33 protein-coding genes, 1 pseudogene and 1 riboswitch are annotated in these 25,866 nt (G+C 56.9%); of the genes and pseudogenes, 7 read left to right on the forward strand and 27 right to left on the reverse strand.

Annotation, left to right across the window (positions count from 1 at the left end):
- Positions 1-94 precede the first annotated feature (94 nt).
- Positions 95-520 (forward strand): RrF2 family transcriptional regulator, encoded by a 426-nt coding sequence (locus RIN49_RS01040; protein ID WP_309118500.1) that lies wholly within the window; start codon positions 95-97, stop codon positions 518-520.
- Positions 504-1,412, forward strand: a complete 909-nt coding sequence (locus tag RIN49_RS01045) for an NAD(P)/FAD-dependent oxidoreductase (RefSeq protein ID WP_309118304.1) — start codon at positions 504-506, stop codon at positions 1,410-1,412. Before RIN49_RS01040 ends, RIN49_RS01045 begins: the two co-directional genes overlap by 17 nt.
- Before the next feature lie 53 nt (positions 1,413-1,465).
- Here the strand turns inward: RIN49_RS01045 and RIN49_RS01050 are convergent, their stop codons facing one another.
- Positions 1,466-1,963, reverse strand: a complete 498-nt coding sequence (locus RIN49_RS01050; protein ID WP_309118305.1) for a PIG-L family deacetylase — start codon at positions 1,961-1,963, stop codon at positions 1,466-1,468.
- On the reverse strand, positions 1,953-3,038 hold the full coding sequence (locus RIN49_RS01055; protein ID WP_309118306.1) for a glycosyltransferase: 1,086 nt from the start codon (positions 3,036-3,038) through the stop codon (positions 1,953-1,955). The genes RIN49_RS01050 and RIN49_RS01055 overlap by 11 nt, the downstream gene beginning before the upstream one ends.
- A 115-nt stretch (positions 3,039-3,153) precedes the next feature.
- Between RIN49_RS01055 and RIN49_RS01060 the strand changes: the two genes are divergently transcribed.
- A complete protein-coding gene (locus RIN49_RS01060) occupies positions 3,154-3,675 on the forward strand; it encodes a hypothetical protein (protein WP_309118307.1) in 522 nt (173 codons plus the stop codon).
- A gap of 78 nt (positions 3,676-3,753) precedes the next feature.
- Here RIN49_RS01060 and RIN49_RS01065 read toward each other — a convergent pair whose 3' ends face one another.
- From RIN49_RS01065 to RIN49_RS01110, 11 genes and pseudogenes are all read right to left on the reverse strand, one after another.
- A complete protein-coding gene (locus tag RIN49_RS01065; protein ID WP_309118308.1) occupies positions 3,754-4,338 on the reverse strand; it encodes a histidine phosphatase family protein in 585 nt (194 codons plus the stop codon).
- Positions 4,339-4,365: 27 nt separating this feature from the next.
- Positions 4,366-4,836: a WapI family immunity protein gene (locus RIN49_RS01070; RefSeq protein WP_309118309.1), complete on the reverse strand. Its 471-nt coding sequence runs from the start codon at positions 4,834-4,836 to the stop codon at positions 4,366-4,368.
- 122 nt (positions 4,837-4,958) lie between these two features.
- Positions 4,959-5,555: an AAA family ATPase gene (locus RIN49_RS01075; RefSeq protein ID WP_309118310.1), complete on the reverse strand. Its 597-nt coding sequence runs from the start codon at positions 5,553-5,555 to the stop codon at positions 4,959-4,961.
- 61 nt (positions 5,556-5,616) lie between these two features.
- On the reverse strand, positions 5,617-6,117 hold the full coding sequence (locus tag RIN49_RS01080; protein WP_309118311.1) for an SRPBCC family protein: 501 nt from the start codon (positions 6,115-6,117) through the stop codon (positions 5,617-5,619).
- 15 nt (positions 6,118-6,132) lie between these two features.
- A complete protein-coding gene (locus RIN49_RS01085) occupies positions 6,133-6,690 on the reverse strand; it encodes a histidine phosphatase family protein (protein ID WP_309118312.1) in 558 nt (185 codons plus the stop codon).
- On the reverse strand, positions 6,687-7,133 hold the full coding sequence (locus RIN49_RS01090; protein WP_309118313.1) for an NUDIX hydrolase: 447 nt from the start codon (positions 7,131-7,133) through the stop codon (positions 6,687-6,689). Before RIN49_RS01090 ends, RIN49_RS01085 begins: the two co-directional genes overlap by 4 nt.
- Before the next feature lie 9 nt (positions 7,134-7,142).
- Positions 7,143-7,958 (reverse strand): GNAT family N-acetyltransferase, encoded by an 816-nt coding sequence (locus RIN49_RS01095; RefSeq protein WP_309118314.1) that lies wholly within the window; start codon positions 7,956-7,958, stop codon positions 7,143-7,145.
- 229 nt (positions 7,959-8,187) lie between these two features.
- On the reverse strand, positions 8,188-8,283 hold the full coding sequence (locus tag RIN49_RS01100; protein ID WP_309118315.1) for a putative holin-like toxin: 96 nt from the start codon (positions 8,281-8,283) through the stop codon (positions 8,188-8,190).
- Positions 8,284-8,386: 103 nt separating this feature from the next.
- Positions 8,387-8,851: a GNAT family N-acetyltransferase gene (locus tag RIN49_RS28740; protein WP_375295191.1), complete on the reverse strand. Its 465-nt coding sequence runs from the start codon at positions 8,849-8,851 to the stop codon at positions 8,387-8,389.
- Between the two features lies 1 nt (position 8,852).
- Entirely contained in the window at positions 8,853-9,269 is a 417-nt protein-coding gene (locus tag RIN49_RS01105) for an NUDIX hydrolase (RefSeq protein ID WP_309118316.1), read from the reverse strand.
- A gap of 10 nt (positions 9,270-9,279) precedes the next feature.
- A pseudogene (locus tag RIN49_RS01110) lies at positions 9,280-9,705 on the reverse strand (GNAT family N-acetyltransferase); the annotation flags it as partial.
- Between the two features lie 362 nt (positions 9,706-10,067).
- Here RIN49_RS01110 and RIN49_RS01115 point away from each other — a divergent pair.
- Positions 10,068-12,485: a YcdB/YcdC domain-containing protein gene (locus tag RIN49_RS01115; RefSeq protein WP_309118317.1), complete on the forward strand. Its 2,418-nt coding sequence runs from the start codon at positions 10,068-10,070 to the stop codon at positions 12,483-12,485.
- A 62-nt stretch (positions 12,486-12,547) separates the two neighbouring features.
- Here the strand turns inward: RIN49_RS01115 and RIN49_RS01120 are convergent, their stop codons facing one another.
- Both RIN49_RS01120 and RIN49_RS01125 read right to left on the reverse strand, forming a co-directional pair.
- Positions 12,548-13,066 carry a DinB family protein gene (locus RIN49_RS01120; protein WP_309118318.1) on the reverse strand — a complete coding sequence of 173 codons (519 nt, stop codon included), beginning with the start codon at positions 13,064-13,066 and terminating at the stop codon, positions 12,548-12,550.
- A 61-nt stretch (positions 13,067-13,127) separates the two neighbouring features.
- Positions 13,128-13,910: a Cof-type HAD-IIB family hydrolase gene (locus RIN49_RS01125; protein WP_309118319.1), complete on the reverse strand. Its 783-nt coding sequence runs from the start codon at positions 13,908-13,910 to the stop codon at positions 13,128-13,130.
- Positions 13,911-14,020: 110 nt separating this feature from the next.
- Here RIN49_RS01125 and ant(6) point away from each other — a divergent pair, with 110 nt between their 5' ends.
- A complete protein-coding gene (gene ant(6) / locus RIN49_RS01130; RefSeq protein ID WP_309118320.1) occupies positions 14,021-14,896 on the forward strand; it encodes an aminoglycoside 6-adenylyltransferase in 876 nt (291 codons plus the stop codon).
- On the opposite strand, the gene RIN49_RS01135 is transcribed toward ant(6), so the two are convergent.
- The 6 genes from RIN49_RS01135 to RIN49_RS01160 form a co-directional block, all read right to left on the reverse strand.
- The gene (locus tag RIN49_RS01135; protein WP_309118321.1) at positions 14,876-15,541 is read right to left on the reverse strand and encodes an HAD family hydrolase; all 666 of its coding nucleotides are present in this window, start codon (positions 15,539-15,541) and stop codon (positions 14,876-14,878) included. The genes ant(6) and RIN49_RS01135 overlap by 21 nt on opposite strands.
- Positions 15,542-15,580: 39 nt before the next feature.
- On the reverse strand, positions 15,581-16,471 hold the full coding sequence (locus RIN49_RS01140; protein ID WP_309118322.1) for a PhzF family phenazine biosynthesis protein: 891 nt from the start codon (positions 16,469-16,471) through the stop codon (positions 15,581-15,583).
- A gap of 77 nt (positions 16,472-16,548) precedes the next feature.
- Positions 16,549-17,376 (reverse strand): sulfite exporter TauE/SafE family protein, encoded by an 828-nt coding sequence (locus tag RIN49_RS01145; RefSeq protein WP_309118323.1) that lies wholly within the window; start codon positions 17,374-17,376, stop codon positions 16,549-16,551.
- Complete coding sequence (locus RIN49_RS01150; protein ID WP_309118324.1) at positions 17,373-18,119, reverse strand: alpha/beta hydrolase; 747 nt, start codon at positions 18,117-18,119, stop codon at positions 17,373-17,375. Before RIN49_RS01150 ends, RIN49_RS01145 begins: the two co-directional genes overlap by 4 nt.
- Before the next feature lie 15 nt (positions 18,120-18,134).
- Entirely contained in the window at positions 18,135-18,350 is a 216-nt protein-coding gene (locus tag RIN49_RS01155) for a tautomerase family protein (protein WP_309118325.1), read from the reverse strand.
- A gap of 129 nt (positions 18,351-18,479) precedes the next feature.
- On the reverse strand, positions 18,480-19,556 hold the full coding sequence (locus RIN49_RS01160; protein ID WP_309118326.1) for a TlpA family protein disulfide reductase: 1,077 nt from the start codon (positions 19,554-19,556) through the stop codon (positions 18,480-18,482).
- 110 nt (positions 19,557-19,666) lie between these two features.
- On the opposite strand from RIN49_RS01160, the gene RIN49_RS01165 reads away from it, so the two are divergent.
- Positions 19,667-20,974, forward strand: a complete 1,308-nt coding sequence (locus tag RIN49_RS01165) for a sensor domain-containing diguanylate cyclase (RefSeq protein ID WP_309118327.1) — start codon at positions 19,667-19,669, stop codon at positions 20,972-20,974.
- A gap of 34 nt (positions 20,975-21,008) precedes the next feature.
- Complete coding sequence (locus RIN49_RS01170; RefSeq protein WP_138196440.1) at positions 21,009-21,203, forward strand: hypothetical protein; 195 nt, start codon at positions 21,009-21,011, stop codon at positions 21,201-21,203.
- 12 nt (positions 21,204-21,215) lie between these two features.
- Here RIN49_RS01170 and RIN49_RS01175 read toward each other — a convergent pair whose 3' ends face one another.
- From RIN49_RS01175 to RIN49_RS01200, 6 genes are all read right to left on the reverse strand, one after another.
- Complete coding sequence (locus tag RIN49_RS01175; RefSeq protein WP_309118328.1) at positions 21,216-21,851, reverse strand: ThuA domain-containing protein; 636 nt, start codon at positions 21,849-21,851, stop codon at positions 21,216-21,218.
- Positions 21,848-22,255, reverse strand: a complete 408-nt coding sequence (locus RIN49_RS01180) for a VOC family protein (RefSeq protein ID WP_309118329.1) — start codon at positions 22,253-22,255, stop codon at positions 21,848-21,850. Before RIN49_RS01180 ends, RIN49_RS01175 begins: the two co-directional genes overlap by 4 nt.
- A 124-nt stretch (positions 22,256-22,379) precedes the next feature.
- Positions 22,380-23,288 (reverse strand): diacylglycerol/lipid kinase family protein, encoded by a 909-nt coding sequence (locus RIN49_RS01185; protein ID WP_309118330.1) that lies wholly within the window; start codon positions 23,286-23,288, stop codon positions 22,380-22,382.
- Between the two features lie 26 nt (positions 23,289-23,314).
- Positions 23,315-23,764: a chemotaxis protein CheX gene (locus RIN49_RS01190; protein ID WP_309118331.1), complete on the reverse strand. Its 450-nt coding sequence runs from the start codon at positions 23,762-23,764 to the stop codon at positions 23,315-23,317.
- Positions 23,765-23,858: 94 nt separating this feature from the next.
- Positions 23,859-23,940, reverse strand: a riboswitch (cyclic di-GMP riboswitch).
- An 83-nt stretch (positions 23,941-24,023) separates the two neighbouring features.
- Positions 24,024-24,887, reverse strand: coding sequence for a transglutaminase family protein (locus RIN49_RS01195; RefSeq protein WP_309118332.1), 864 nt, complete (start codon positions 24,885-24,887; stop codon positions 24,024-24,026).
- Positions 24,884-25,831 carry an alpha-E domain-containing protein gene (locus tag RIN49_RS01200; protein WP_309118333.1) on the reverse strand — a complete coding sequence of 316 codons (948 nt, stop codon included), beginning with the start codon at positions 25,829-25,831 and terminating at the stop codon, positions 24,884-24,886. Before RIN49_RS01200 ends, RIN49_RS01195 begins: the two co-directional genes overlap by 4 nt.
- Positions 25,832-25,866 lie beyond the last annotated feature (35 nt).

Consider the following 25,866-nt stretch of genomic DNA (forward strand, 5'->3'; position numbering starts at 1 on the left):
CAAACATATGTTCTCATATAGCGCGTGCTATTGCAATAATGGACATTACAGGTCTATAATAGTCACTAATTACGTACGGAAAGGAGTGCGCATCATTCAATTTTCCAAAAGCACCAGCTACGCGCTTCACGCACTGGTTCGACTCGCCCGATCGGAGCCCGGGGTCAATGTAGGCATTAAGGAGCTTTCCGCATCGCTCGGCATCCCTGAAAGCTACTTATCTAAGGTCATGTCCAAACTAAGGCAGGACGGCCTCGTCCGCGCCGTGACGGGAGCGAGCGGCGGATACGAGCTGGCTCGGTCTCCCGAAAAAATTTCATTCTTAGACGTCATTCAGGTCATCGAAGGCCGCCAACATCTATACGAATGTTTCCATACCGACGCGCAGCGTCCTTCGAAACCGCAATGCCTCATTCATCAGGTGATGGACGGCGCCGAGGAACGACTGCTTCAGTATTTACGAGAACATACCATTCAATGGGTGCTCGACAGGAGGAAGGAACATGAACCGATTGTTTGACGCTTGCGTGATCGGAGGCGGACCGGCCGGCTTAAGCGCGGCGTTGGTGCTCGGCCGAGCGAGAAAAGACGTCGTCGTCGTCGACGAAGGGCGCCCGCGAAACCGCGTCACCCGCGAATCCCACGGTTACCTAACGAGAGACGGCATTCCGCCGGCCGAATTTCGGCGAATCGCGCGAGAGCAAATCGAGGCCTACCCTTCCGTTCGTTTCGTCGAAGACGCCGCGGTGTCGATCTCCGGCGTCGACGGGGACTTCCGAATCGCGACCGCGCAAGGAACGATCGTAAGGAGCAAGAAGCTGCTCTTCGCCGTCGGCAAGAAAGACCTCCCGGTACATATCGACGGTTTGTCGGAAATATACGGGAAGAGTGCCTTCGTCTGTCCGTATTGCGACGGATGGGAACTGCGGGATCAGCCGCTCGTCCTGATCGCGAACGGCGCAAGAGCGCTGCATATGGCCAAGACGATTTCCGGCTGGTCGCGTCGGCTCACCCTTTGTACCAACGGACCCGAGGGATGGACGGAGGAACAACGCGAGGAGCTCTCCAGGCATCAAGTCCCCTCCTATGCGTCGCCGATCCGGCGCATCGCGTCGGTCGACGGCATGGTCCGACACGTCGAGCTGGAAGACGGTACGCGCATCCATTGCACGGGGATCTTCTTCGCGCCAAGGCTTGCCGCCGGCTCCGAGCTTCCGATGGCGATGGGCTGCCGCGTATCGGAATCCGGCTCCGTCGTCGTCGACCCTTTCGGCAAGACGAGCGTTCCGGGCATCTTCAGCGCCGGCGACGCGGCGACGGAACTGTATCAGGTCGTGGCCGCCGCTTCCATGGGTTCGTTGGCCGGCGTGGCCATCAATTCCGAGCTGCTCGAGGAAGCCTGGAACGCTTAGGTTCGCAATGGAATTAACCTTCCGGACGCGAACGGGACGCCTTTGATAGGCGCCTACCCGAGAAGGTTTCCTTTTTCGAATAACACGTAAGCTTTGTAACGGTCCAAGTCCTGGCTCTTATAGAATCGTAACAATTTCAACTTTCGGTACAAGATCGCCAAGTCCAATGGGTGTTCGCAAGTAGCGAACGTTCGCAGCCGGTCCCCCGCCAGCTCCTGCAGCACTTCATACAACGCCACATGCTGAGGGTGTCCGTATTCTCCTTCAGGCCCGTGCGTAACGATGACGCGGTAAGGTCGTTCCTCGATCGTTCGGCGCAGCGCCTCCTTGAGCGCCGGACGATCGAAATCGCCGCGCCGCCGATCCGGAAATGTCCAGATGTCGCGCTCCGCACCGACGTAACGCATCGCCTTAGCGAATTCTTCGCGCCGGACCCGGTTGTTGCCGTTCGTGACGCAAACGACCTTCCACCCTCTCCCCTCAAGCAGCGCGGCGCCGCCGAAGATGCTTTCGTCATCCGGATGGGCGACGATCATTAACTTATCCGGCATCGCCTTCCCTCCTTACTCGCTCATACAATCGCATAAGGATTCTTGCGACCTGAAGACGGTCGAACCTGCGAATCATCTCCTCCCGCCCCCGTCTCCCCCATTCGCTCCGCAGCGAAGGACTGGACAAGGCGATTCGCGAAGCTCCCGCGATCGAACCGGCCGTCGGTCTCCAATCGGCTCCATGATCTCCGTAATATTTCCGCCATGCATAATCGTACAGAGGGGGCGTTACCAACCCGACATCGCCTTTCACGCCCACGGCGACGACGACCCGTTCGCAGGACATCGCTTCCAACGCGATTCGCCCTGTCCCGACGACGACGCTGGCCGCCGAATAAAACTCCGGCATTTGTTCGACGTAGCCCAACGTATGGATGCGAGAGGCATGCCTCGACTTGCGGGCGAGCCCCGAGAGCCACTCCGCGTCGGCACCGTCGCCGGCCATTAGAAGGTGCGCCTCCGGGAACGTCTCCGCGAGCTCTCGGTCGAACGCCTCAAGCACAAGCTTGCCGATCTCCCCTTTCTTTCGATGCAATCGGCTGGCGTACGCCAAGACGGGAACGCCCGGATCGATCCCGCAGACGGAACGGAGTCCGCTGCCTCTGTCGCGAAAGCGCTCGGTATCGATGGCGTTCGGTACCACGACCGACTCGATGCCGTTCGCTCGAAGCCAAGCCTGCAGGGCCGGGCTGACGCTGACGTAATGCGATACGGCGGACTTCAGCGCGAGGTTGCCATCGCCTCGGTAATGGACCGTGAATACGAGCGGTATTCCCGCGGCGGCCGCCGCTCCCGATAACAGCAATGCCACGTCCGCATGATGCGCGTTGATCACGCTCACGCCTTCTTCAAGCAACGACCTCGGCAACGAAGCCGCATGTTCGGCGTCGATGCCGCGAACGTCGCAGCCGAGCGCGGCGAATTTCGGCAGCAGCGGACCGGTCGGCGCCGCAGCGACGACCAACACCGAGACGCCAAGTTCGAGCAGCGTCTTCGTCACAGTATAAACGTAGGTTTGTACGCCGCCGACGTTGAAATTTTTCATCGCCATCGCGACCCGCAACGCTTTCCCCATACATTCGCCCTCCTATGTCCTTATACGATATTCACCCTATGTTCGACGAGGTCGGGTTGCAAGGGACAGTCGCCGAGCGGCGCGGCGTATAGGACAACGAAAGGCGGTCATATACATGAGCAAGGAGAGGATGTATATGCGATTCACGATTCAGTATATACCTCTGAAGAAGATCGACGCGTCCGCCACCGTCCGCATCACCGAACGCATCAAGCAACTGCGCGCCGTCGTCTGGGATAGCTCGAACCTGCTTGCCGTGAAGAGAAACCGCCGGGACGGCAGCTTTACCGTCGTCGGCGGACACGACCGTTACCGGTATATGAAAGCTCATACGAATAAACTGTACGCCCCTTGCGTGCTCGACGAATCCAAGGATTCGCCCGCCGCATCCGTCCCGTCCTGGATCCGGAAATTCCGCAACCGCAATCTGCCGAGGAAGTTTCCGAAATTCCACCCGGAGAAAATCACGCCCGCCGGCTGGTCGATCATCCGCGCGTTCGCGAAGGAGGAACCGCGATTCGAGCGGCTGACGCGGCTGCAGCAGGTGAAGGTGCTGCTCGTCGCCGTGCGGTACAAGAAAACCGTCGTCAAGGCGATGCGCGCCATGGTGGACGACATGACCGGTTCCGACGGGTGAACGCAACGCATCGAAGGCCGCCCCAAGTCGTTTGCGACTTCGAGGCGGCCTTCTTGGGCTTCCAGCGGACAGGCTTCCTTACGTCCGTTCTCCGATATGCTTCGTACAGTTGTATAGCTCGCACGTCCATTTCGCGTCCGCGAACGTAAAGATCGTTACGGACGTATTGCCTAGATGCTCGTTCATCTCCGCCTCCGGCGCCAATCGGCGCAACGTGTTCCCGATCAACGCGCCGTGGCTGACGATCAGCACCCGTTCTCCCGGATGGCGGTCGAGAACGTCCGCGACGAACGATTCGCCGCGAGCGGCTGCGGCTTCCGGCATCTCCCGACCGAAGTCCATCGACTCCCAAGCGGAACCGAACTGCAGCACGCGCTCGTCCGGCGTCGTTCCTTCCAGCGTCCCGAAGGAGATTTCCCGCAGCCGCGGATCGACGCGTACGGGCAGCCCCAGCGCCGCCCCGATCGTATCCGCCGTCTCTTTCGCGCGCGACAGGTCGCTCGCGTAGACGACGTCCCATGCTTCTTCGTTCTTCAGCCTCTCCGCGACGAGCCGGGCTTGCGCCCGGCCGGCGTCGTTGAGCGGAATATCCGTTTGTCCTTGCGCTCTTCGTTCCATATTCCAATCCGTCACGCCGTGACGAATCCAACCGATCGTCGTCATGCGAATGCTGCCCCTTCTTTCTTTCGATCAATCCGTGCTTCGAATGCTTTCGACGAGGATGCCCGACGCCGTTCCGCGCACCGGGTACCGATCGACGACGTCCCGCAGCTGCCCGATCAGCTCCGGCAACGCCTCCGCCGAGGCGAGGAACCCTAGCGCCAACGTCGTCCGCCGGCCGGTCGGAGGCGTCAGCCTGCCGGACCACGCCAACCTTCCCGCTTTATCGACTTGCAGCGTCAACCCGATCGTATCGTCCATATTTTCCAGACGCGCCTTCCCGCTTCGAGAGGACGACAGCCGTTCGATCTCGACCATGAGCGCCCGGAACTCTTCGGTGCGGATCGCGGTCGGGTACGAAGCCGCGATGCCCGGCGTCGCCGCCTCTACGTCGCATGCGAGCCAGTTGCCGTCCCAATAACAATTCGCATCCGGGTATGCATACCCTCGTACCTTAATGACCAGCCGTTCCCCTACGTCCCCAAACACTCGGATCTCCAAAGACGTACCTCCGTTTCGGATGAGTCTTTACAGGTCAATGCGCGATGTGGTCTCTTGGTTGGAAAACGCACCAAAATCATAAGTACGCGATGCCGAATCGTCCCATTCCATACTCCTTGTTCTTATTGAAAGAAGCGAATATGATTCCATTGCGTGCGCAGCCGATCCCACGATTTGCGCCAAGCGCTCCGATCGTCGGGCAGCAGCTCGAGTCGCGCGAGCGCCGCGATGCGCTCCGCGTTGTCGCTCACGCTCCAACCGTCCGTATCGAGGTGATGTCGGAACGTCTCGTCGCGCAAGCCCTCGATGCACCGATCGATCTGCCTCGCGGCCCAGGAGCGCTCGCCGTCGCCTCGACTTCGGAGCCGACGCAGCAAGACGTCTTTCGAGGCGCATAACGCGAAGTGGTGCACGACGACCCCTTCGCTCCGCAACCGACCTGCCATCTCGGCGAAATAGCCCGGATTCACTACGGTCATCGGAACAAGTACGACCCCGTCGTACGACGCGTCGATATATTTCAACATCCCGTAGTTCGTCTCGCGCCACATTGGAAAATCTTGGAAGTCGTCCCGCATGGCCGAAGACGGTACATTCTTACGGATATAATAACCCGCGTTCTCCGGATCGAACACGAAGGAGTTCGGAATTCTTCGGTGGAGCTCGAACGCCGTCTGCGTCTTCCCGGCCCCGAACGCCCCGTTAATCCACACGATCATGCGTTTCGCCTCCGATGGGATACGATACCAAAACCGCTATGCACTATCTTATCCGATACCGTTAGGTCCGTAAAGATTTTACTTGTTCACGGGATCCGGATTCCGTCTCTTCCGCAAGCTTCTTCAGCGCCGCATTGCGATCCTCAAGAAATCGGGTCATGTACCGTCTTAATATCAGCCTCTCGACGAGCCAACCCAGCGGGCCTAACGGCGCCGAGAACGTCAGCGTGTCCTTCATTAACGTCTGCGCTCCGTCGCCGATCGGCTCGAAGTCATGCTCATGTCTCATGCGCTTGAACGCGCCGCGAACCATCCGATCCACGAATCTGAGAGGACGATCGAATTCGACGATTTCGGAGGTCAGCTTCTGCCTCACCCCGAGATGCGTCGCGTGGAACGTAACGGTTTCCCCCAATTCGATCCTGCCGCTCGTTCTGCCGGCGACGGCCCGCTCCTTCGTGCGCTTCCACACCGTCCGAGTATGGACGTCGATATCCCGAGCCAAGTCGAAGACCGTCTCGATCGGGGCATCGACGACGATGCTCGTCTCCACTCGAATCATCTCGTCGCCTCGCTTTCATCCTCCCGCACGTTCATCCCATACCCGTTCCATCTCCACGAAGTCCCCGTCTTGAAATGAAAGTTTGTACACGTCCGGATTGCTAAGCGCCTTCCAAGTCTCGAAGCCGACGGAAGCGTCGAACGCCTTCAGAAGCAGCGCCATCAGATTGCCATGCGTCGCAGCCGCGACGACGTTCGCTTCGCCGTTCGCGAGCTCCTTCACGACCGCCAACGCCCGTTCCGTCGCCCTGCGGGAAGATTCGCCGCCTTCGAGCGCGACGTCCATCTCCTCGAAGGATCGCCGCAGATGCTCCATCCAGTCGGGAAGATCCCGTCCGCTCAGCACGCGCTCGCTCAGACGCTCGTCGACGGCGGCGTCGATCCCGAGCCGCCGGGACAGCGGCTCCACCGAACGAACGGCGCGTCGGAACGGACTGGATACGATCTTTTGGATCCCCTTCCCTGCCAAGGCTTCCGCTAGTCGCTCCGCTTGCTTCATCCCTTCTTCGGTTAACGGCGCTTCCGCTTCCTGGCCCGCAGCCTTGCAGTGGCGGATGAGATAGATCGTCTTCATAAGTACCCCGCCCTCTTCAGAACAAGCTCGGAGAAGGGCTGCAGCCCCGGAATCGGCCGATCCAACGGGAAGTACGCCAGCGCCAACCCTTCGTCGTCGTTCACCTTCGGCTCCCCTTCGACGCCTTCCGCCTCGTATACCGCCATCACGTTATAGATTTCGTCCCCATGCGGGTACTTGAAATACATATCCTTCCCGGATAACAACGCGACGAATTTGAATCCGCCCGCGGTCAATCCCGCTTCCTCGTACAGTTCCCTTGCCGCCGCTTCCTCGAAGGAGTCGCCCAGCTCCAGCGCGCCGCCGATCGTCCCCCAGTCGAGCGTATCGGCTCGCTTTTGCAGCAAAATATGCCCCTCCTCGTTCCTGACGATCACGCAAGCGCCGGCCATGATCAGCGGCGCCGTACCGACGTATTTCCTTAGCTCCTTAATGTATCCCATGGTACTTCCTCACCCTTTCGACCAAGTCGCGCGCGTATACCCCAATCTCATTCCTGTCCTCTCCATGTTCCGGGAACTCTGCGACGCATAGGAGGCTTGTCCTACGACGAGCTCGCACCGCGCCGTCCGGGCTTCCCGCATCCGTCTCGCGATCAACGCCGTCTGCAGTCCCCGGTTTCTGAATTCCGGCAGCGTCGCCGCGAAGGTGAGCGATGCCGTCCGATCCTTCGCGAACATGACGCCGACCGCGCCGGGCTCTCCGTGCCATTCCGCGACGTAGAATCGCCAGCCCGCGCGCCCCATCAACACTTCGTTATTACTAGCAACGTAAGGAATTCCATCGTCGCCTAAGCCGGTGCCTCTGCAATGAATCGTCGCATAGAGTTCAGCCTCTTCCTTCCCGATCTCTCGGATTCGGATCGAATCGTCGACTGCCGGCAAGCCAGACCCGGTCGGTTCGGCATACAAGGATGCGTGGAAGCCCGATTGGTAATATCCACGGGAATGAAGCGCTTGGAATAGCTTCTTCGTTCCGTTGCCCGGCGTAATTTCGAATTGCGGAATCCGACCGCGAGCTTGGTAGAATTCGATAATGTCGTCCAAAACATCGATTTCTTCTTCGGATAGCAGCTTCACCGTATTGAACTGAGGCCAGGGCATCGATTTACTGTAGAATGCCAACGCGCCGCCGAATCGTTCGAACTCGACGCCTTCCGGATTCCCCGCTCTCTCCCGGATCGCGGTCATTCGATCGAGCATGTATTCCGACTCCGAACGCTCCAGCGTTCCATACAACGGTTCCGTCATGAGCGATCCCAACCGCATGACACCTCTTTTTCCTGTTCTGAAATGCGACTTAAGCTCCAATAATCGTTGTCCGGCGGGGCCAAATTGCCTTTTTTAGGGTTTCATTCGAAAATTCTTTATGATATGATTTAATAAACAAAGCCGAGTGCGGCGAACACTCGGCTATACAATTGGCTTGGGCGGGGTATTCCCTCAAGCTGTACTCAAGAAAAAACCCACCTTCGGCTCTCAACCTTGGGGTGGGTTTTTACTTTCTTCGGTAGTTATTCCCGATGTAGGTTAAAAGGGCAACGACGAAAGATGCGAATAACAGCATAATCGAGATTGCGTCCTTTAACTCCATAGTTCCACCTCCCTTCGAAGGGAAACTATGCCCACCCAAGATTCAATTGTACCTCACAAGTATACCATTATGTGCCAGCTAAAGGAAGAACATTTGTTCCCTTTTATAGAATTCTATTATTTAGGATTCTGATGGAGTGGGTTACCTCCTCGTGATCGTCGTCTTTCGTAAAGCCAAGAGATCGATAGAATCGATCGGCTGGAATCGAATCCGTCCTCAACTGCAACACATCGAATGTGCCCGCCGCATCGGCCAGTAATGCTTGCATTAACTTTCTCCCGACCCCCAACCTCCGAAAAGCAGGCAGCACATAAAATCTTCGTACGCGCCCTACGCGAATTCCATCCCCCGCCGACACCCGATTCACCCCGCAAATTCCGACGATCCTCGAATCCGCATAGCAGGCATATAGCGACTCGCCTGGTCGATCGAAACGGTTATGCCCCTCTATGTACTCGTCGACGAGGCGTTGGACAAAGCGAAACCCTTCAAGTTTACTTTGAGCAAGCAATTCGTCCAAATCACGAATGATTACGGAACTTTCCACTTGCCGGATACGGTACTCCATGCTAATACCCGTTAAACTCTACATAAATCGGATTTCCTTCAAGTTTCAGACTCATTTCGATTCTGTCCTTGAAGTTTAAGTAGTCGACCATCTGCAAAGCCTCTTCGATCGGGAAGAAGCCCGTCTCCAGACTTTCGCTCGTTGCCGTCGGTTCTCCTCCGATCGCCTTCGCAAGAAACAGCGTATTGCAGATACAACCCTCTACATTATGGAAAATGCCGCAGAACTTGACGATCTCGATATCGATCCCGGCCTCTTCCTTCGTTTCCCGGATTGCAGCTTGAGCGAGGGATTCGCCAAGTTCGACTTGGCCGCCCGGCATCTCCCACCCCCTGCGCGGTCCTTTAATGAGCAATACTTCGTTGTTTTCGTTCAAGACGATCGCAGCCGCTGAAACGATATGCTTGGGCGGATTCATTCGACCCCTCCTATACATTCAGTTTCAATATTTCTTCTTCTCCGAACCATGCCCCCGTACCTTCGAAGCCTCGTTGAAGATAAAAGCTTCTCGCCTTGCCGTTTTCCCGATGTACGGTAAGTCGTATCTCTTTGCATTGCGTAAACTTATTTTGTATCCAAGAGATCATTAGGGAGAGAGCGCTTCCGCCGTATCCTCTCCCTTGTTCTCTCTCGTCGATGAAAAATCCGTTAATCCAGTACATGTTTTCCGTGTTCTCTTCGTAAGCGTGCATGATGAATCCTACCATTTTGTCGTTGTTGTATATGGCGAAGGGGATATATTCGACATGTTCTCCATCCGGTTTTATATAAACCTTGGCAAGCGAGACGGCAACGGATGGCACGAATTTCCGTTGATCCTCGGTTACGCGAAGCTTTAACGCCGTTTCCCAGTTATTCGAGTCCTTAAGGTCTTCGAAAAAATCGAGGCATTCTTGATAAAAAGCTTCGTATAGACTTGCGTCGATTTCTTTGGATTCTGCAGTAAAATCAAACCTCATTTTTATTAAATGCGGGATATCCCGTTCCATATACTGACGAACGACCAACGAATCGCATGTCGGATGTTCCATAACGCCCCCCCTCCCAGGACAACTTAGATGCCCCACCTCTCGATATTACCTTATTCAGGTAACTTCGAACAGGCGTTTGTCGGACTGAGAACCAGGACTTTGGGTGCATTAATCCACTTTAGGGAATCTTTGCCATTAATAACTACGTATTACCTACGTGAACTTCATTTATAAGGGAGGATGACATGGGCAATCAGCGCAAGAAAATGAAGCGGTTTCAAGCGGCGGTCGTGAGCACGATGACGCTCACGATGGTGATGGGGGCGGCGCTGCCCGCTTGGGCGGCGCGGACGAGCGCAAGTGCAAGCGCAGGCGCGAGCGTCGGTACGGTCGTCGATACCGCCGTCGATGCAAGCGACGAAACCTCGCCTAACGGTTCCGCGACGATGTCGGTAACGGAGGAAACGGCGAACATCTCCGGCGAGGAAGCGGAAGCGCGCATGAAGAAGCTGTTTCCCGCGCTTCGCGAGGCGAAGCTCGATCATATCCGGTTCGGCAGCGACCGCTTCCCTCCGGCGAGGGAAGCGGTGTGGAACTTGAATTGGTCGGTCACGAGCGCCGACGGTCGCGGTACGCACGGATTTTCCACCGAGATGGACGCGATGACGGGGGACGTATTGTCGATGTATGTACCGGAATTCGTGCTCGGGGAACCGTCGTTCTACCCGCCTAAAGTGAGTCGCGAAGAAGCGCGGAAGACCGCCGAAGCGCTCGTCAAGCGAGCCGTTCCCTCGTTGGACGGCGTCGCGTTGTCGGTAAGAGACGCCGATTCGTATGACGGGGCGCTGTTCGGACCGTTCCGGTATTCGTTCTACTTCGAGACGGAACATCACGGAATTCCGGTGACGTTCCGGTCCGTCCACGTCGGAATCGACGGGAACGGCAACGCGACGCAGCTGTCGTATCAGCCTCTCCCCGACGACATGCCGCCGGCGGCGAATCCGATCGCGAAGGAGAAGGTCATGGCGGCCTACGAGGAGCATCTTGAACTGCAGCTGGCTTACGTCAACTTGAACCCTTACCGCGAAGAGCCGAAATGGGCGCTCGCTTGGGTCCCTGCGCCGTCTCATTCAGGCGTAATGGACGCGATCACGGGCGATTGGATCGGTTTCGACGGCATGGAAATCCCTAAGGGGGACGCAGCAGTTCGGTACGAGGCGATTGCGCCCTCCGCAGGAGCGGCCTACCAGCCGGCGCGACCGGAGGGGAAGACGATCACCCGGGCGCAAGCCGAGGAAATCGTCGCGTCGGTGTACCGCTTGCCGGACGACTATGAATTGGAACAGCATTCGCTGCAGGAAGATTTCAACGTAAAGCGTTCTGTATGGAGGCTGACATGGAGAGAAGGCAGCCCCTCCCCGATGGGCTTCCCTCCTGGCGTCACGGCGACGGTCGACGCGGAGAACGGGCAAGTTTACGAAATTCGGAAAGACCTGTTCTCGCCGTATGGCGCGCTTCCCAAGCCCGAGCAGGAGACCGGCAAGCCGATCTCCGAAACGGAAGCGAAGCGGAAAGCCGACGACCTTGTCGCGAAGCTGTTCCCGGATGCGAAGGAAACGTTGAAGCGGATCGAGGGATCGACGCCCGGCATGCCTCCGAATCCATCCGAGGACGAGTATACGTTCGTTTACCAGCCGTTCCGCAACGAATACCCGCTGCAGGACGCCAGCGTCCGGCTGCAGCTGAGCAAGGACGGACAATTGGTATCCTACGCTGCGTGGAGCTCCGGTCCGGTGCCGGAAGCGTCCGAGCTTCCGAAGAAGGCGGCGTTCGGGAAAGCGGAAGCCGAACGCCTCTGGCTCGAACGCTCCGATCTGGCGCTGCGATACGACCGCTTCGGCGGATATTACGTGGACAACGGCGAGAGGGTCGAGGAGAAGATTCGGCTGACGTACCGCCACGAGTGGAAATCCGGCAACGAAGCGTTCGTCTTGGATGCGGCAACGGGCAAGTGGGTCTCAAGGGGCTTCGGGATCCCTCAGCCGACGGGCGAGCCGGTCGACCCGATCGATATCGAGGGGCATGCCGCCGAATCGGACCTTCGGACGCTGGCGCAATTCCGGGTCCTGGACGCGGACGAAGGCGGCCGCGCGAATCCGGATGGCGTCATTACGCGGGCGCAGTGGTCCCGTTGGCTCGCGGCTGCCCTGAATCCGCATTATGCGAACGAAGGATACTACGGTCCGAACGGTACGGAAGAGAAGCCGTATTATGCGGACGTCTCCGTCGACGACGAGCTGCACAAGGCGTTTCGCGTTCTTGCCATGATGGGCTGGATCGGTACGGAGCATGAGGCCGGCTCGTCGTTCGGATCCGACGAAGGATTGACCCGAGAAGAGTTGGCTATATGGGCGGCGCACGTGCTGGGCTATGATCGCCTGGCCGAACTGCTGGGGGACGACCCGGTCATCGGCGGCGCCTCGGATGTCGGAAGCATCGAGCATCCGGGCGCCGCGGCGCTCTCCGTCAAGCTTCAGCTGCTGAACATCGAGGACGGCCGTTGGAACCCGGACAAGAAAGTCACGCGCGCCGAAGCGGCAAGCTTCTTGATGAAGCTCGTTCGGCTGCAATCGTCGGTAGACCAACCGGTGAACGGCCGATAGGATTGAGTCGAAAAAAGCGGGGAGACGCACGCGTCTCCCCGCTTTTTCTCGCTCGCCTCGCGTTACATTCCCTTGTACCACTTTCTTAGCTGATTGATGTGAGCCTGATGGTAGCGGCTATGGTCCGCCATATGCCATAGACCCCAACGCAGGGTTGCTTGTTTCTCGTTTTCATGCCCGAAGGTAACGATTTTATCTAGGTCTTCATCCGTTATATGAGTACATGTATCTTTCAGCATTCGGATCACGTGTTCATATTTAGACACCAGCGTGTTCAATGACACCCCCTTCACCATCGGAAGCCTATGATTTGCATCGATCATGGGTCCATATTCCTCTTGTAAAGAAACAGGAAGCGGCTGCCCTTTCATTCTATAAACCCAGTTCAGATCCACATACGCGATATGCCTGAGCAACTGAGCGGTACTATTATGGGTATGATTCGGCCCCTTGAAATCTACTTCTTCTTGCGACATGCCTTTAGTAATTAGCTGTAGTCGCTGGCTATTTTGTACTACTGCGGAATATAACATTCCCACAATCGGCGTCATACTGGCTTCTCCTTGGAGATCGTAAAGCATCCTATCCCTTCCTCTCCTCATTCCAAAATGGCGAATAATCGCCAAACTTTTGTTTCATAATCTATACTCGATACATTCTTTCGAGAACGAGGGCCACGCCGTCATCGTCGTTATTCGCAGTAACCTCGTTCGCTGCTTCCTTCAACTCCCCGATCGCATTTCCCATAGCCACCGAGTACCCGGAAATCGAAAACATTCCCCGGTCATTATGATCGTCTCCGAATGCTATGATCCGAGCTAAGTCGATTCCCAGCCGATTGCATAACAGTTGAATCCCATTCTCCTTCGAAGCCTTCTTACTCATGACCTGCAATAACTTTCCATGATCTGTAACGACCATATGTAAATCGGACGCAAATTTTGATAAAATAGGAGCGCCATCGCCGAACGACGTGATCAGTATTTTTGTCGGCTCATACTCCTTTAGTTCGCTTAAGGTTTTGACGATTGGATCTCCCTCTCTTCTCTGGATCATCGAATAATCCATTTCTGTCAAGCTATACCATTCATCTTTCACCTCGACACTAATTTCGATATTCGCCTGGCTTTGAAGACAGAAGTCTAATAGCTCATTGGAAAGGTTTACGTCAATCGGAACATGTACATCCGTACCTGTTGTTTTACAAGAAATTAATGCCCCATTGTAGAAAATGAAAGAGCCGATCGATAACAGCTCTTCCGGCAATAATGCTTTAACCGCCCTTGGAGGTCGCGCTGTCGCAAAGATTACTTTCATGCCGTTCGCATAGCAATTCATAATGGCCTTTTGATTACGCTCTGAGACATTTTTGTTTCTATCGAGTAAAGTGCCGTCGAGATCAAGCACAACCGCCGAGAACATCATTGCCCCTCCCTCCGCTCAAAACGTACGATAACACAACGTCGAAATTGTAATACATGCCTGCGACGGTTTACGGTTCATTATAAAAATGGGTTGGAACGGAGGACGACTGTATGGTAAGAAACGAACAAGAGATGCTGAAAATGCTTATGGATTTTGCAAAGAACGACGATAGAATCCGATTGGCGATTTTGGAAGGTTCGCGTACAAATCGAAATATTCCCTCCGATCCATTTCAAGATTATGACATTTCTTACTTTGTAACAGATATCGACTCCTTCAAGACTAGCGATCAATGGCTCGACATTTTCGGGAAGCGGATGATGATGCAAAAACCCGAGGATATGGAGCTTTTTCCGCCGGAATTAGGGAATTGGTTTTCATACTTAATTCTCTTCGATGACGGGAATAAATTAGACCTGACGCTTATACCGATAAACGAGGTTGAGGATTATGTTACAAAGAGCGACGGTTTGTTTGAGGTCCTACTTGATAAAGATACTCTCGTTAAAAATAAAGTGCTTGCTTCGGACTCCGCCTATTGGATTAAAAAGCCGACCGCGAGAGAATTTGACGATTGCTGCAATGAGTTCTGGATGGTTTCGACTTACATCGTTAAAGGGCTGGCGAGAAAAGAAATCCTTTTTGCAATCGACCATTTAAACGAAATTGCTCGACCTAATTTGTTGAGAATGATGACCTGGCATGTCGGATCGGAGCAAGGCTTCACGTTTAGCGTGGGGAAGAACTATAAATTTTTGGAACGTTATCTTTCGAATGAAGATTGGGAAACTTTGCTGTCGACCTATTCCGAGAACGGATACCAAGAAATGTGGCGGTCTTTAATGGTTTGTTACGAGTTATTTAGAAAATACTCGAAGTCTGTGGCGTATACTTTCGGATATACTTATCCCGATTACGATGAAGCCATCACCAACTATACGCATAATATTTGTAATTCCGTCTTCTTATCGAGCGATCAGAAGTAGTTCGCTAAATGCCGTTATCGTTGCATATGGAACTACACCCATCTTATTCATCTTTTCTACATCGCCTTGATACGATATAAATGTAATTCCAGCCGCCGAGGAAGCCATCCCATCGATCCAAGAATCGCCCACTGAAATCCATTCCCGAATTGAAATATCGTTGTACTTTTCCAATATCATGTTGTATCCGTCAGGGGCTGGTTTTAAGACCCCCATGGTTTCCCTGCCGACGATGTAATCGAAATAATCTAGGATGTTGTTGTCTTTGAGCGCTGTTTCTGCGGCTTGATTCGAGTTATTCGTAACGATGGATAACCGACATCTTCCTTTCAACTCGTCAAGAGTATCGGTGACCCCGGCTTCCAATTCGGCGCCCTTCATGCCCTCGATCTCAAACCGCTTAGGGATCTCCCACAGATCATGGAGCACTTCTTCAGTCATTCTAGTGGACTTCGTTGCTTCTTTTATTATCGTCGAAGTCGTATGATTTGTTAGTTCAAGTTCTCTTGGGAGTATTCCACGGGTAACTAGAAAATTAAAGGTCTCCTGTTTCATGCCCTCAAAGTCAATTCTCGACCGTAATATGGTATTGTCCATGTCGAAAATGACGCCTTTTATTTTACACATCCGCGAGTCCCGCTCCATTTTTGTTATTTAACATCATAATTTTCTCATCACTTCCGATTACGCATACTGAACTTCAAGCTCTTTGACGAAAACCGCTGTTCCGGAAATAAACACTTCAATGGTGGAGTCGTGTCGGCGAACTTTCACAAAAACTCTACCCTCTTTATTTACCTCATAACCTTGTTCAACGATAAAGTTTATAGAGCGTTCCTCATGCTCGAGGTACGTTAAGTAGTACGCCCCCATCACACCTGATGCTGTACCTGTCACCGCATCCTCGGTAGTACCTGAGTAAGGAGATGAAAAATGCCTTGCATGCATCATTGCTTCCTTATCGTAAGTTTCAATACAAAAAGGATGAACCGACGATTTCGGATTTTCGCGCAATATACTTGGGAATAAAGCGTTCTTTGGTTCCATTCGGTTGAAACAACTTAAACTTCGTATAGGCACCAACAACGTCCAAGTACCTGTGCTTCCATAAACAATCGGCTTTGTAGCATCTATATCCTCTAGAGACAAACCCATGCTATGGGCAAGGTCGGAAATCGAACCATGAAACGGAATGAACTCCGGTCGGTCTTGTTTCATCGTTATAAATAATTGTCCGTTGTTCGTTTCAAAAAAAATCGGGAGCGTCCCGATCTTCGTTTCGATCGTTATTTGTTCATGATAGTTCAACAGCCCCTTCGTCCATAAGCAATACAAAGACGCAATCGTTGCATGACCGCATAAATTCATCTCATGACCGGGTGTAAAATACCGTACTCTTAGATCCGCCTTATTTGAGGACAGAACAAAGACGGTCTCGTTGAATCCAACCTCCCTTGCAATGGATTGCATTTCGGCTGCTTCTAATGTATCGGCATTCAAAACAACGCCCGCTGGATTTCCTTTGTTTGCAATGGCTGAGAATGCATCATAATGGAATACTTTTTGGGTCGGCATCCTTGTCCTCGCTCTCGCTGTTGTTTTAGCTTTCTTTCTTGTTCTTTTTGTAACGTCTGTTCTTCGTAGTCCGCACATTACTCTCCCAACGAGACGCCGCTCCATATCATTCGCACGCCGAGCAGCGCCATTGCGACTCGCATTACCCACAGAAGCGCGTTCCCGCTTAATCGATTGGCGATCGCGGCGCCCCATCGGCCGCCGATCCAGGCGCCCGGCGCGAGGAATAAAGCGCTGAACCAGTCGATCTCGCCATAGAGCATATGGCCAAGGCTGCCCGTGATCGAGCTTAAGAAGATGACGAACATCGATGTGGCCGTGGCGAGATGCGCGGGGTAGGCGAAGAGCAGGATCATGAGCGGCACGAACAACGATCCGCCGCCGATGCCGAACAGGCCGGATACGAAACCGACGCCAAAGCCGACAAGAAGAGCCAGCGATAGGTTGTATCCATAATGATGCGTAATACCCGCTGCATCCGTGTAAGATCTACGATATTTCCAGGAGATCGGCAACGGCCTCAAGCGGCTCTTCAGCAAGAGCAGTGCGGACACGAACAAAATAAAGCAGCCGAAGCCGATCCGGAACGGGCCGGGCGCGATCAGTCCCGTGAACGAAGCGCCGAATAACGCTGCAGGACCGCTGCTGGCGAAGAATAGCAAGCCGCTCCGAACGTCCACCTTCTTCTGCTTATGGAATGCGAGCGTCGACGACAGCGCGGTGACGACCAACACGACCATGGACGTTCCGACGGCCGATGCGGTGGAGATGCCCTGATGCAAGAGGATAGGATCCAAGTACAAAAGAGCCGGGATGATAATAATACCTCCGCCTAAGCCCACGATACTGCCGAACGTCGACGCGAGGATGCCGATCGACAACAATAATAAAATCGTAGCGATCATGGCAGCGGCAACCATTGGATCACGCGTTCGATGTTCCGATCCCAGTAGGCCCATTCGTGATCTCCCGCTTCCTCGCGGTAAGACAGTTCGCAGCCGAGTTCCTCGGCGTGCGCACGAAACCGTACATTATCTTGATACAGGAAATCCTCCGTGCCGCAGCACTGATACAGCTTCGGCAGCGTCGCTCCCTCTTCGACCCTCTTTCGCGCCAAGGCGAAGAGGTCGTCGTCGCTGCCCCGAATGCGGCTGCGTTTCCCGAAGATCAGCTTCATGTCCGCTTCGCGAATGTCCCACATGCGATGTACATCGAGCGCTCCAGACAAGCTCGCCGCCGCGGCGAACCGATCGGGATGGCGCAGCGCCAGCTTGAAGGCGCCGTAGCCGCCCATCGACAATCCGGCGACGAAACGCCCCTCCCTACGCTCGGCGATCGGGAAGAACGATTGCGCCGTCTCCGGCAGCTCCTCGCTCACGAACGTCCAATAGTTCGGGCCGTACGCCATATCCGTATAATAGCTGCGATTGACGGCCGGCATGACGACCGCGAGGTTTCTCGCCTCGGCGTACCGTTCCACCGACGTGCGTCGAAGCCATATCGTATGGTCGTCCGAGTTGCCGTGAAGCAGGTAGAGCACCGGGTGCCCTCCTTCCGGCGGCCGCCCTCGGCGCTGCGGCAGGATCACGTTCATCGTCGCTTGCACGCCGAGCGTTTCGGCGAAAAACTGACATTGAAACAATGCCATAGGAACCCTCCTTTCTCAGGAATCTTGGCCGGCAGCGCCTTGTTTTCGAAAATCGTCCGTTAAAATCCCAGAAAATCCCCAAATTTCGTCCTCGATCTCTTGGATCACGATATGGGTATGTTCCGGCTTCTTCCCCAACACGCGAACGAGCGTCTCCGTAAACTCCTTAACGACTTGAGCCTTTTGCTCGCGAGTCGCGCCTTTCGTAATTTGCAGGTTGATATAAGGCATCGATAACGCTCCTTAATCCCACAGGATTTTACAATAGTCTGCTCTCCATCTCGAAAATAGTCAATGCGCGTTCAGCGTTTTTTCGCGTGATGTCGATCGCCGCGTTCAGCGTGACGGTGGCGATTCCATTCATGGCCGCTCCCTCCTATCGGCGGTCGAGGACGACAGCAGCCGCTCGACCTCTTCCGCCATCGCCCGATAATGCATCGCGCCTTCGTATCGCCCGACGATGACGCCGTCCGCGTCGATCGCGAACGACGTCGGATACGCGCGGACGCGGAACGCGCGTTGCGCCTCCCCGCTCGCATCCGATACGGCGGGCATCGTGAGCCCGCGCTCCGCGAGGTAGCGTCCCCCAGCTTCGGAGCGGGTTTCCGTCGTCGTCATGTTGACGGCGAGCACGACGACGCCCCGCGGATCGAACGCCTCGTGCAGCCGCTGCAAGGAGGGCATCTCCGCGCGGCACGGCGGACACCAGCTCGCCCAGAAGTTCACGAACACGGGACGTCCGCGGTAAGCGGACAGCGTCGAGCTCGTGCCGTCCGGCAGCGTCAGCTCGACGTCCGGCGCGAGCTGCCCGGCCGCGGAACCGACGCCGGCGGACGCTTCGCGCTCCCGCGCCTCGTAGACGTGCGCCGCTTCCGCCGCGACGCCGAGCAGCAGCGCCGCCGCGACGACCCAGACCGCCGATTCGCTCGCGGCCTTGCGAACCGTCTCCGCACGGCGCCAGGCTTGCCGAACCGCGAACCAGACGCCGGTCGCGAGCGCGCCTGCCGCCGCGGTCGCAGGGGCGAATTCGGGCCGCCCGAGCGCCGCGTAGCCGAGCTGCATCGCGAGCGCGCCCGATGCGGCGTACAACGCCAGCGCCGCCGCGCCCGACGCGAGCAGACGCGAGGAGGCGCGCCAGCGCAGCGCTACGTAAACGACGGCGATCCCGGTCGCCGCGTACCGCCCCGTCGTTCCGCCTTCGAGATACAAGAGCGATGACGGCGCGGCGAGAACGCCTTGCGGATCGAGCCAGAGAAGGGACGTTTTCCAAACGAGAAGCCAGAGGATGCCGCCTCCGAGCAAGTCGGAACGGATGCGGTCCTTCGCCTCCCCGCCGATGCCGGACGCGCGGACGACCGAATAGCCGGCCGCGCCGAACGCCAGCAGCAGGAGCAACGGACCGTTCAGGCTGAGCGGCCCGAGTTGCAAAATAAACAAGGAAATCCCTCTCAATTCATAACCTGATTTCTTCGATAATATGGTATAGTACTAATTATTGTTTAGTGGCGTTGTTTCGTCCCCGCATCAGTGAAAGGTTAGGGAAATGGATGGACATTACGAAGCTCTCGAAGCTCTATATCGATACAACCGACGATTTACTGTTTTTAGTGCGCGCGACCGGCTCGGCTCCTTACGAGTTCCGTTTCGAATCCGTCAACGCCGCGTACTTGCGTCATACCGGCCTGACGGAGGCGATAATCGGCCGCACGATTCAGGAGACGCTGCCGCGGGACGTCGTCGACTTCGTGCAAGACAAGTTTACGGAGGCCGTCGACTGCCGCCGCACCATCCTGTACGAGGAACCGGTCACCTTCCTCGGCAACGAACGCATCGTCGAGACGACGCTGACGCCGTTCTTCGACGCCGCCTCCGGTCGGCCGGAATCGCTGCTCGGCGTCACCCGAGACATTACGGAGCGCAAGCGGACCGAACGGTTCATCCGGGAGAGCGAGGAGCGGTACCGCACGCTCGTGCATCTGTCTCCGGACGCGATCTTCATCCACGACGAAGGCGAGATCGTCTTCTGCAACGAAGCGTGCGCTCGTCTCGTGCAAGCCGATCATCCGGACGAGCTGCTAGGCACGAATTTGTTCGACTACTTGATGCCCGACGCGCAACGCAAGATGGAGTTGTTGATGCAGCGCATCTACGGCATGGGGTCCGGCGAGCTCCCCGCGTTCGAGACGAAGCTCGTTCGTAGGAAAACACGGGAAGTCATCGACGTCGAAGGCACCGCCGCATTCGTCGAGCATAACAGGAAGAAGCTGCTCCAAGTCGTGCTGCGGAACGTAACCAAGCGCAGCATCGAGAAGGAACGGCTTCAGCGGCTGTCCCAGCTGGACGGGCTCACGAACATCGCGAACCGGCGATATTTCGACGCGGTAATGATCCGCGAAGTCAATCGCGCGAGGCGCAACAAGCTGCCGATCGCCTTGCTGTTGTTCGACATCGACAACTTCAAGCAATATAACGATATGTACGGCCATCTAACCGGAGACGACTGCTTGAAGCGCGTCACCGCGGCGGCGGGCCGGATGCTGAAGCGGCCGGGCGATCTGCTCGCGCGTTTCGGCGGCGAAGAATTCGCGGTGCTGCTGCCGGAGACGGACGTGTTCGGCGCCGAGATCGTGGCCGAGCAGCTTCAAACGACCATCGAATCGCTGGCGATCCCCCATCCGCAATCGGACGTACTTCCGGTCGTCACGATCAGCGTCGGCGTCTCCAGCATGACGCGCCCGACCTCGGCCGGTATCGTCCCTTTCATCGAGCGGGCGGATCGGGCGCTGTATGCGGCGAAACGCAACGGCAAGAATCGCGTAGAAGTATATGATAAGCTTTCGTTCCGTAACGAATAACCGAAACGCACGACTTCCTGAGGAGGCTTCCCGATTGCAAAAGTATAACTTTTTCCGCCCATTGATCATCTTGCTCGTCGCCTTCGCCACGAACAATCTCGCGAAACTCGTCTGCGCCGCCTTCGGCGTCGATCCGGAGACGACGGAGAGCATCGCCATCGGCGCGATGGTGCTCGCGGCGCTGTTTACGTACACGCGCCTCAATCGGAACCGCGCGAACAAGAAGTAGTCTCTACCCTGGCTACAGACCGAGCCCGCGCGCGAGCAGCTTGCGAAGCGTCGAGGCGACGGCTTCCCCGCGCAACGCCTCTTCGTTGTGCGCCGGCGTGTAACAAGCGACGAAGCCTCGGCCGAACGCGTGAGACCAGCCTGCGATCGAATCGCCGTCCACGGAGGACGATCGCAGGAAGACGTGCGTGTTCGCTTCGTCGCACGCGACGAAGTAATGCTCGTCGTACAATTCGTAAGCGGCTTCGTCCGCCGCCGTCGGAACGTAACGCACCTGCTGATGCAGCGCCGGATGGAATTCGAAATACCCTCGAAGCATCTTCACGTAAGGCCCCTCAGGATCGTAACTCGCCAGACCGGAATGCCACGCGAGCCAGCTCCCTCCCGCTTCAACGTAGGCCGACGCTTTCCGTTGCAGCGCTTCGCTCATCCAGCGACGCGGCTCGTCCGCGTTCGGATCGACGCGATCCTCCTTGAACAAGACGACCATCCCGGGACCTTCCTCCAACGCCGCTTCGAATCCCGTTTCCTCGACGAACTGCAATCGTACGTCATCCAGGCCGGCCGCAGCGCGGCGAAGCGCCGCTTCCGCCCACGACGCGCGATGATAATAGTCTCCTACCAGGGCGACTACGGTTTTCTTTGTCATTCGTTCTTGTCGCCTTCCTCCCGCGAGGGAATTTTGCTGTTGAATTCCAGAACGTTGCCGTCCGGATCCGTCGTGAACAACTGGTGCCACCCCGTGATGCTCCGAGGGCGATCGTCGAACGGCCAGCCGGCCGCCTCGAGGCGGGCTCTCACTTCCGAGGCGTCGCGCACGCGAACGGCGAAGTGGCCGTCTTTCGAATCGATCGCGGAGGCGCCTCGCAGCGTCTTGGCCTCGTCATGCACGATCAGATGCAGCTGATCCGCCCCGAGCGCATACCACGCGCCGGGGAACGGAAAGGCGGGACGGCTGTCCAATTCCTCGAGTCCGAGCACGCCGCCGTAGAATCGTCTGGCCCGTTCCAGATCGACGACGACGACCGCGACATGGTGCAGCGCTTCATACATGGTTCGTTCCTCCCCAGATTCCGAGTGCAACGCTTCCATTGTAGCATAGAACGACCGGAGACTCCTTCGGAACATGCCGAAACAACCCGCCCCGCCGAATCGGCGAAACCGGTTGCACCTCTCATTATCGGCGCTCCGGAACGATCAACGAGAGCCCTCGCGGAACGAGCGTCAGCTCGGAAGCGAACGGTTCGGCGGTTTCGCCGTCCACGTGGCAGGCCAGCGCGCGATCGCTCTTCAAACTCAGGCGCTCGCCGCGCAGCATTGTAACGTATGGCAACGAGACATGCGCGCCGCGGTAGATGAGCGGGAAGTGGCGCAGCAGCCGCAGCCGCCCGAGGCCGTGCACGACGCACACGTCCATGACGCCGTCCGTCGCGGACGCGCCGGGACAAATATGCATTCCGCCGCCGAGATACGGCAAATTCGCCGCGACGACGAGCCATACGTTGTCGAAGTCGTACGATCGGCCGTCCAGCGCGACGTGGACCCGCGCGGGGCGGTATGCGCCGAGCGCCGCCAATACGATCATACCGTAGGAGACGGCGCCCAGCCCGATCTTATTCATCCACCGCTTCCATGGAGAGCCGTTCGACCTAGCGGCCACTTCTCCGTCGAAGCCGGAGCCGAACGAATTGACGAAGACGCGCCCGCCTGCGCGGCCGACGTCGATCTCGAGCCGCTCCCCGCGTACGAGCGCCTCGACCGCCTCGCCCGGCTCCGAAGGCAATCCCATGGCCCGCGCGAAATCGTTGCCCGAGCCGGCGCCGATATGCCCGAGCGCAGCGCCGCTGCCGAGCAGCCCCGCCGCGACCTCGTTCACCGTGCCGTCGCCTCCGATCGCCGTGATCGAGTCGTACGCCCGCTCCCGGACCATCCGCTGCGCGAGCGCCGTCGCGTGGCCGGACGCTTCCGTTCGGAAGGCGTCGTACGGCACGCCCCGCGCCGAAAGCTCCCTTTCGACCGCGGCCCAAACCTTCGCCCCTCGCCCGTTGCCGGAAGCGGCGTTGACGATAAACCCCAGCCTACCCATGGGCAGCGTTCCTCCGTGCTTCAACGTCAGACGAGAATATTGATATCGAAGTCTCCGATCCGCTCGACCGATAACGGGATGCTGACAGCCTTCTTGCCCCAATCGATCGCGCCGTCGCCGACGAGGCTCGGCGGCGTAATGTCGACGGCGATGCCGTTGTGATACAGCATCGTGCTGGCGTTGCCGCTGATCATATTGCCCAGCTCCGCGACGGCGCTCCGGCACATGTCGTCGAGTTCCGTGACCGTGTAGCCGCCGAGCATCGCCGACACGATATTCATCGCCATCGTGTCGGGGAAGCCGAACATAATCTCCTTCTCCATCTGGCCGTGTATGCGAATCTTGAGCCATACGTAATTATCCGTATATTGCATCTGCTTCATCTGCAGTTTACCCACGGTCGGCTTCACTTGAATGATCGTCTCGAAGACTTGTATCGAAGAAGTCAAGAACGGGTTAATGAGTTCGGCCTGCATGAAGATATCTCCCCCTCTTTGTCCATTTTCGCAACAAAAAAAACGCCCGAATCGACGGGCGTTCATTCGAGAACGAACGAAACGTCTCCGCAATTTCGGTAACCCAGCTGCCTTAGCTCAGCCTTAGGCCTGTGGCTTTGCGCCCCTACCTTTCGATAGGTTTGCCTTTTCGATTTAGAAGACTTGTAATATGGGCTTATTCTACCATACAGTCCATACTTTGGCACTATAATAATTTAGCTCGCTTACAATTCCCCTTTTATTTGTCGATGAGCTGCACGTCCACGTCGACGAACAGCCGCTGGTTCGGCGTCCCGCGGTAGATCCCCTTCACCGGCACGATATCGAGATAGTCGCGACCGTGTCCGAGCTTGATATACCGGCCGTCGACGCGGTGATTGTTCGTCGGGTCGAAGCCGAGCCAGCCGGTGCCCGGTATATACGCCTCCACCCATGCGTGGGACGCCTGCTCGAAATCCGCGGCGCGCGACTGCAGGTCGCCTATGAAGTGATACCCGCTCGCGTACCGCGCCGGAATGCCCGATAGGCGGCATGCGGCGATCATCAAATGCGCGAAGTCTTGGCAGACGCCGGCGCGCCCCTCGAGCAGCTCCGCGGGCGTCGTGCCGATGCGGGTCGCGTTCGGCCGGTACTCGAACTCCTTGTAAATGCTGGAGACGAGCTCCATCGTCTGCTCGTAGACGCCTGCGCCCGGCCGCCTACACGACGCCGCGAACGCGGCGACGGCGTCGTTCGCCTCCGTGTAAGGCGTCGGGATCAAATACTCGGCGTACTTGTTCTGCACAGCGTCGCTCGCGAGCGCCGCCCAATCCTCCTCGGGGGTCAACACTCGCTTACGCAAGCCGTCGTTGTCGTGCGTGACGACCGTCGATTCGGATCGAATGACGAGCTCCCGATGCGAAGCATTGACCGTGAACGCGTGGATCCGGTTGCCGAAGCCGTCCTCGTAGGTAAGGAGCGGCGCGTTCGGTTCGATCGCGACGGAGTGATGGTAACAGGATTGCCGGTAGTTCGTACGCGGAGCGAGTCGGATTTCATTGACACTGTCCGTGACCGGTTCGTCGTATCGGTACGTGGTGACGTGACAAATTTTGAACTTCATGCGCCCGCCCCCTGCTCCGCGCGAAAGAACGCATTCCCGATCAAGCCTCCGAGCCCGTGAATGACCGTCATGCAATGCACCAAGTTGTCATGAAGCGAGGCTTCCCCGCCGTCGCTTCCTTCCAGCCACGACAGTTCCGCTCTCGCCTTGACGACGAGCCGGATCGCCTTGTCGTACGCCGCGTCGGAACTTTCGAGGTTGCGAAGCGAGCGAAGCTGCTCTTCCAGCTCCCCGAGGCCGAATTGCACCGAACGGGGAAACTTCTCGTTGAGAATGAGCAGCGAGACGACGTTTTCCACCGTAAAGAGATCCATATGAAGGCGCCGGAACACGTCCGCGCCGCCGATCGCCCGAACCGCGGAGAACAAGTAAAACTGCGTCTTCTTCGGGTCCTCCAGAATCGAATGATATACCGAATCGAACAGCCTTGCCGTATTTTCCGCCCGTTCGAGAAACCGTCCGCTCTCCATCATATGCCAGTGGCGGTCTCGCATCATCGTATGATGCGCCGCGCCGTAGAACGCGCCGAGCCATTCCTTCACGCGCTTCAGGAACAAGAACGGCGAATCGAGCAGCAGTTCGTCCGTTTCGTTGCTCTTGAGCCAAAGCGCGAAGCCGTTCAGAATATCCCACAGCTCCTCCGGCAGCCGGTCGCGGATCGCCTTGAGATTCGAGCGCGCCTGATGGACGCAGGATTGGATCGAATTCAGATGATTCGGATCCAGAATCATGTAGTGCAATACTTCGCGTTCGCCGTACGTGCGATACATCGTTTCGAACACCGCCGGATCGCCCAGCGCCTGCACGATGCGGATCCACAGCCGCTCGCCCGACGACGTCTCCTCCCGGATGTGATAGAACGCGTCGATCAAGCGCGCGTGGTTTTCCGCCCGCTCCGTGTACCGCCCGATCCAGAACAACGATTCCGCAATGCGATTCATCATCGCCGCCGCCCCCATTCCGATATGTTTGGAAAACG

The organism is Paenibacillus sp., assembly GCF_031177825.1.
Taxonomy (GTDB): Bacteria; Bacillota; Bacilli; order Paenibacillales; family YIM-B00363; genus Paenibacillus_AE.